Annotated in this window: 5 protein-coding genes; 3 read left to right on the top strand and 2 right to left on the bottom strand. The window is 65.7% G+C overall.

Features of this window, described 5'->3' with window-relative positions; translation table 11 throughout:
• The 3 genes from EN914_RS23825 to EN914_RS23815 all read left to right on the top strand — a co-directional run.
• On the top strand, positions 1-599 hold a 599-nt coding region (locus tag EN914_RS23825), incomplete at its 5' end, for an acyl-CoA dehydrogenase family protein (RefSeq protein WP_281034668.1).
• A 63-nt stretch (positions 600-662) separates the two neighbouring features.
• Entirely contained in the window at positions 663-1,223 is a 561-nt protein-coding gene (gene msuE / locus EN914_RS23820) for an FMN reductase (protein ID WP_024501874.1), read from the top strand.
• 118 nt (positions 1,224-1,341) lie between these two features.
• On the top strand, positions 1,342-1,827 hold the full coding sequence (locus tag EN914_RS23815; RefSeq protein WP_127389305.1) for a hypothetical protein: 486 nt from the start codon (positions 1,342-1,344) through the stop codon (positions 1,825-1,827).
• Positions 1,828-1,841: 14 nt separating this feature from the next.
• On the opposite strand, the gene EN914_RS23810 is transcribed toward EN914_RS23815, so the two are convergent.
• Together EN914_RS23810 and EN914_RS23805 are read right to left on the bottom strand one after the other, a co-directional pair.
• Positions 1,842-2,381, bottom strand: coding sequence for a hypothetical protein (locus EN914_RS23810; protein WP_024501872.1), 540 nt, complete (start codon positions 2,379-2,381; stop codon positions 1,842-1,844).
• A partial coding sequence (locus EN914_RS23805; protein ID WP_127389304.1) for a sarcosine oxidase subunit alpha family protein occupies positions 2,374-5,045 on the bottom strand: 2,672 nt, incomplete at its 5' end. The genes EN914_RS23805 and EN914_RS23810, both read right to left, overlap by 8 nt.

Raw genomic sequence — 5,045 nt, 5'->3', positions numbered from 1 at the left:
ACAGGCGCACTACCCTGTCCGGCACCGTCATCATCGACAACGTCAAGGTGCCGAAGACGCATCTGGTACCCGGCTACAAGGGCTACGACAAACCGACCGCCGACGGCGCCATCTTCCAGATCATCCAGGTGGCCGTGGACACCGGCATCGCCCAGGCGGCGATCGACGAGACGGTCGATTTCGTCAGGACCAAAAGCCGCGCCTGGATCGACAGCGGCGTCGACAACGCCTGGGACGATCCCTACACCATTCAGGCCATCGGCGACCTGACGCTGCGCCTGCACGCGGCGCAGGCGCTGCTCGAAAAGGCCGGTCATGCAATCGACCGGGCAGTGGCCGAGCCGACAGCCGAGACGGTGGCGCACGCCCAGATCGTCACTGCTGAAGCCAAGATATTGTCGACAGAGATCGCCATCGCCGCCACCAACAAGCTGTTCGAACTGGCAGGGACCCGCTCAACCCTGGCCGAGCACAATCTCGACCGGCATTGGCGCAACGCGCGCACGCACACGCTGCACGATCCGGTGCGCTGGAAATACTCGATCCTCGGCAAATATTTCCTCAACGGCGAAAATCCGCCGCTGCACGCCTGGAGCTGATTTCCCACCGGCGGGCTGGCGGCCCGCCACGTCAAACCTTCGACCATCCAAGAGGCCACTGCCATGTCAAATCCAACAGTCGTCGGCTTTTCCGGCAACATCACCAGGCCGTCAAAGACGCGCGCCTTCGTCGATCTGATCGCCAGGGACATCGCCGCCAGCCACGGCCTATCGGCGAGCACCTATGATATCGAGGATCTCGGGCCGTCGCTGGGAACGGCGAAATGGGCCCGCGATCTCGACGGCCAGGCGCACGCGATCCTGGAACAAATCCTCGCCGCCGACGTGCTTGTCGTGGGCTCGCCGACCTACAAGGGCAGCTATACCGGCCTTTTCAAGCATTTCTTCGACCTGATCGATCCGGCGGCATTGCGGGGAAAGCCCATCGTGCTGACGGCGACCGGCGGTGGCGAGCGCCATGCCTTGATCGTCGAGCATCAGCTGCGGCCGCTGTTCGGCTTCTTCGAGGCCTTTGCGCTGCCCACCGCCGTCTACGCCACCGACAAGGATTTCACCGACGGCGTGCTGCGCTCCGAGGCGATCCTTAAGCGTGCGGCGCAGGCGGTCGACGAGGTCGGCTTTGTGCTGGCCAATCGTTCGGCAGGCCGGATCGCCGCTGAATAGCCTGTCGTCAGCCAGATTGAACTGAACGAAATCCGTGAGGGCAGCGCCCCCGCTTACGCGCAATTTACGACCGACCGCTAAAACCGTTCCTGTCTGATTCGTCTGGGACAGGAACGTCATGAGCAAAGCCCTCACATCCTTCGCATTGGTCGCCGTGCTGACCGCCTTGCTCATGGCGTTGAGCCTGGCTGTCGCCAGGCACGGCTATCCCTATGGCGCGATCGGCGTCAGGCGCCTTGACGGCATTGCCGACGCCGGCGTGTTCATCCCGATTGCCGCCGTCTATTTCTTCAGCGCGATGCTGATGATGATCCTGCCGATAAGGGCGGCCGGTATCGTCCTGACCCATGCCGCCGATGCCCTTTTCTGGACCGTGATCGCACTGTTTGCGACCATCGTCGGCTGTCTGGTCGCCAGATGGGCGTTCGGGCAGGGCAGCGCCGTGTGGACATTGCTGAACTGGCGGTTCCTGTTTTCCGCGGCGATCGCCGGTTGTCACTTCGTCATGAACGAGCTGCGCCGCAACGTGCTGCTGCGCAGCCTGTTCTTCGCCGTCTTTGCCGCCGCGACGCTGGCCTGCCTGTTCTGGTCGTTCACACTCTGACCAGCCGTAACCGGCTACTTCGCTGATCCTGCGGCGATGTTGCCGGCGGCAATTTCCATCCATGTCCAGAGATAGGCGGCAAGACCGCGATCGACATGGATGCGCAGCTTGGCGTCATGGCGATAGACGACGGCGCTGATGTCGGCGAAGGACAGCGCTGCACTGGCGCTCGCTTGGCTGGGATCGAGCGTCGTTCCACGCGCGATGAAAGCGTCGAGCGCCGTGCCCTCGGCCTCGAACATTTGCAACCCGGCGCTGATCGCCGTCACCGCGAACCCGTCTATGTGCCAGCCCGAGGCGATGGCAAGCGGGCTGTTCGAGACGACGAGCAGCCGGTCGCGCGCCAGTCGCGCCGCATAGCGGTCACCTTGTGCGGTGTCAAAGGCTCCGACTCCGTTCCCGTCGGCGCTCGAAGCCCGCGCCCACGCGTCGAGGTCGCCGCTGACCAGCAACTGGTTGAGGCCGCAGACCGCGCGTACCACAAGGCCGGGCACCTTGATCACCGCCGATTGCCAGTCCGGTGCAACGGACCATTTTTCCGCGAGATCACGCATGCAGCCGGTCTCCTGCCGGGTCGAAGGCGCAAGGGGCGGTAATTGTCGCCTTGCTGATCTTGCCGAGATACTGGATGTCGATCGTCTCGCCGTGCCGCGTCTCGCCGCGCTCTATCAGCCCAAGCGCAACCGGGCGGCCAAGCGTCGGGCTCTGGTAGCTCGAGGTGACAAAGCCCTGGCTGCGCAATCTGCCGTCGATCCGTTTGATGCCATGCGCGCCGGTCGGCAGCGGTGCTTCGCCTTGCGGCACCGCCAGCCCGACAAGCTGCATGCGATTGTCACGCGACGCCTCCTCGGTGAACAATGAGCGGCGGCCGACGAACTCGGTCTTGCGTTTCGCCCGCGGACCGTGGACGCCGAGATCATGCGGCAATGTGGTGCCGTCGGTGTCCTTGCCGATGACGATAAAACCCTTTTCGGCACGCAGGATCATCAGCGCCTCCAGGCCGATGACGATGGCGTCGAGCGCCTGGCCGGCCTCGCGCAGATGCGCCCATAGCGGCTCGGCGTGGTCGGCCCGGATCGAAATCTCGTAGCTCCTGTCGCCGGTGAAACTGACGCGGGCGATGCGGACTTCGTCGCCGGCATAAGTGCCATGACCGATCGCCATGTGCGGCAGGTCGGCATCGTCGAGCGAGAGGCCAAGATGCAGCTTTTCCAGCAGCTTGCGGGCATTTGGCCCCGAAACGGTCAGTGTCGCCATGTCCGGTGTGGCGTTGTGGATGTAGACGGCGCCGCGGCCAAAACGGTCCTGGCGCCATTCCTCCAGCCGCGCATGGACGGCGGCGACATGCGAGGACGAGCACGACACGACGAAGCGATGCTCGTCCAGCCGCACCAGCACGCCGTCGTCGAAGACCACGCCGTTCTCAGACAGCATGAAGCCATAGCGGCAGCGGCCCGGTTTCAATGTTGACATGGTGTTGTAGTAGAGGAAATCGACGAACGCCGCCGCCTGCGGCCCGATCACCTCGATCTTGCCGAGCGTCGAACCATCGAACAGCGCAACCGACTGGCGCGCACGTCGCGCCTCGTCCGCGATCGAACGTTCCGCGTCCGCGTTGCCGCCATAGTGGGCAGGCCGCAGCCAGCCGCCATATTCCTGGAAGACAGCGCCGCTGGCGCGATGGACGTTTTCGAGCGGCAGCCGCCGTACCGGCGCCATCAATTCACCGACGCGCGCGCCGGCAAAGCTTGCCAGCGGCACCGGCGTGAACGGCGGCCGGTAGGTGGTGGTGCCGACCTCCGGCACCGTGCGGCCGGTAATCCCTGCCATCAGCGCCAGCCCGGGCAGGTTGGAGGTCTTGCCCTGGTCGGTCGCCATGCCGAGCGTGGTGTAGCGCTTCAGATGTTCGACCGAGACGAAGTTTTCGCGTGCGGCCAGCTCGACGTCCTTCACCGTCACGTCGTTCTGGTAGTCGATCCAGATGCGGCCTTTCGAGCCCGGCATCGGCCAGGCCGGGAGAATGCCGTCCGTCGCCTCCGGCCCGGTGCTGCGTGGTGTTGCCGCGTTCTCCTTGCCGGCGAATGCCTTTTCCACGCCGGCAAACACCTCCGACAAGGAGACCGCGCCGGCTGCGGCGCCGACCACGGCGATACCGCCGACCGGTTCGCCCGGCAGGAAGGCCGCGCGCGCATCGCTCCAGGCGAGCTTGCCCTTGGCCTGGCCGAAGAGATGAATGGTCGGCGTCCAGCCGCCCGAGACCACAACGCAATCGGCATCGAACCTCGTGCCGTCGTCGAGCGTCACCCCGTCGACGCGCAGCTTGCCGCTGGCGGATGCGAGAGAACGCCCCTTGATCAGCCGGACATTGGCCGCCGCCGCAGGCGTGCCGTCACGCCGGATATCGACAAGCCTGACTTCGGCGCCGACCTCGGCAAGCGCCCCCGCCACCTCATAGGCGCTGTCATTGTTGGTGGCGACGATGATGCGGCGGCCGACCAGCACAGCGTGGCGCCGGAGATAGGCGAACGCCGCATCCGCCGACATGATGCCCGGCAGATCGTTGTTGGCGAAAGGCAGCGGTCGCTCTATGGCGCCGGTCGCCAGCACGATCTGGCGCGGCCTGACGCGCCACAGCGTATCCGGCCGGCCGTCGAGATGACGCTGGTTCAGCCCGACCAGATTGTGGTCGTAAATGCCGAAGGCGGTGGTCGAAGGCAGGATGAGGTGACCGCCAGCCGCAAGCTCGGCAATCGTCTCCTTGACCCATACGGCCGCCGGCTTGCCGTCGATCTCCGCGGCACGATGGCCGAGCGATCCGCCGGGGCTCTGCTGGTCGTCGACCAGTGCGACGGTCAGGCCAGCACCGGACGCCAGTCTTGCCGCCGCCAGCCCTGCCGGCCCCGCGCCCACCACCAGCACGTCGCAATGATGGTTGATCTGGTCGGCCATGCCGGGCGAGGTCCAGTCAGCATCGACTGTGCCCAGCCCCGCCATGGCGCGGATGCGCGGCTCGAACCTGTGCCAGTCCGGCCACATGAAGGTCTTGTAGTAGAACGCGGCCGGGATGAAGCGCGCAAAACGGTCCAGGAAGGCGTTGCGGTCGGCCAGTGCGCTGGGCGCGGCGTTGACGCTTTTCGCCACCAGTCCGTCCCGCGCCGGCTCGGTCGTGGCGCGGGTGTTCGGCGTCGCCCGCGTGCCGCCGAGATCGACCAGCGCAT

The sequence above is a fragment of the Mesorhizobium sp. M7A.F.Ca.CA.001.08.2.1 genome, from assembly GCF_003998455.1.
Lineage (GTDB): Bacteria > Pseudomonadota > Alphaproteobacteria > Rhizobiales > Rhizobiaceae > Mesorhizobium > Mesorhizobium ciceri.
This window is presented reverse-complemented; position numbering and strand designations above follow the sequence as displayed.

Bases quoted from the DNA above. Each gene is read 5' to 3' on its own strand.
- EN914_RS23815 (WP_127389305.1), top strand. From the start codon at position 1,342: ATGAGCAAAGCCCTCACATCCTTCGCATTGGTCGCCGTGCTGACCGCC.
- msuE (WP_024501874.1), top strand. From the start codon at position 663: ATGTCAAATCCAACAGTCGTCGGCTTTTCCGGCAACATCACCAGGCCG.
- EN914_RS23810 (WP_024501872.1), bottom strand. From the start codon at position 2,381: ATGCGTGATCTCGCGGAAAAATGGTCCGTTGCACCGGACTGGCAATCG.